The sequence below is a fragment of the Nesterenkonia flava genome (genome assembly GCF_031432335.1).
Classification (GTDB): Bacteria; Actinomycetota; Actinomycetes; order Actinomycetales; family Micrococcaceae; genus Nesterenkonia; species Nesterenkonia flava.
Window position 1 is genome coordinate 1 of record NZ_JAVKGT010000075.1, and the last position, 1279, is coordinate 1279.

At 62.0% G+C, this 1279-nt stretch carries 1 pseudogene; it reads right to left on the bottom strand.

Annotated features, from left to right (window positions below):
• Positions 1-32: 32 nt before the first annotated feature.
• Positions 33-1219: pseudogene (locus RH857_RS13495) on the bottom strand (IS3 family transposase).
• Between the last annotated feature and the right edge of the window lie 60 nt (positions 1220-1279).

Genomic DNA, 1279 nt, shown 5'->3' on the forward strand with positions numbered 1-1279 from the left:
GGGTCTGCTGAAGGTTCGGTTGACCGTCGGGCTTATGCCGCCAGGGCGACGGCATCCTTGTGAACGGTCTCGTACTCGACCGGAGTCAGCTTACCCAGCCTCCGCTGTCGGCGGCGGCGATGATAGGTCGCTTCGATCCAGTGAATGATCCGGGCTCGCAACTGATCCCTGGTGGCCCAGGACTGCCTGTTGAGCACGTTCTTCTGCAACGTCGAGAAGAAGCTCTCCATCGCCGCGTTATCCCCAGCAGCCCCGACCCGTCCCATGGACCCAGCCAGCTTGTACCCCTTCAGAGCCCGCTGGAATTTCCGTGAACGAAACTGCGACCCTCTATCCGAATGGACAATGCATCCGGCCACCTGGGAGAGGCCTCCGCGGCGGGAAACCGCATCATGCAGGGCGGCCACAGCCAGCCGTGATTTCATCCTGGAATCGATCGCATAGCCCACGATCCGGTTGCTGAAGACATCCTTGATCGCACACAGGTAGAGCTTGCCCTCACCGGTACGGTGCTCGGTGATGTCCACCAGCCACTTCTGATTCGACCTGGTGGCGGTGAAATCCCGGGCCAGCAGGTCATCACAAACTGGCGGGCCTGGCTTCTTGTGATTCTTCCTGCCCTTGCGCTGAGTGGCGGAGAAGATCTGCTGCTGTGAGCACAGCCGCCACACCCGCCGCTCAGAGGCCCGGTACCCGGCGGCGGCGAGCTCATCAGCGATGAACCGGTGCCCGAACTCCGGGTCATCAGCATGAACATCGATTGCGGCGTTGAGCAGGTGGGCCTCCTCCCAATCCCGCTGAGAAATCGGGGCTGCTGCCCATTTGTAGAACGCTTGCTTGGTGAAACCCAGAACCCGGCAGGTCACCGCCACCGGCACCCCGGCGGCGGCAAGGTCACGGACCAGCGGGAACATCATTTTGGGGAGGCCCCACCCAGCTTCAAATTCGCCTGGGAGAGATACGCCGCAGCTTCGCGCAGGACCTTGTTCTCCTGCTCCAGCTCACGGATCCGGCGCAGCATCTTCGCCTGTTCCCGAGACTCCTCAGCGTCCTTAGCCGGCTCGATCCCGTGCTCTTCGAGCTTCGCGGCCCGGACCCAGGACTGCAGCGCAGATTTCGAGCAGCCCATATCCGCGCAGACCTGCTTCTGGCTCATCCCGCCAGCAACCAGCTCCACGGCCGTGCGACGGAACTCCTCGGTGTAGACGACTTTCGGCATGACTTCCATCCTTCCTGCTTTCTAAGCAGTCTTGAAGTCAACCGAACCTTCAGCAGACCC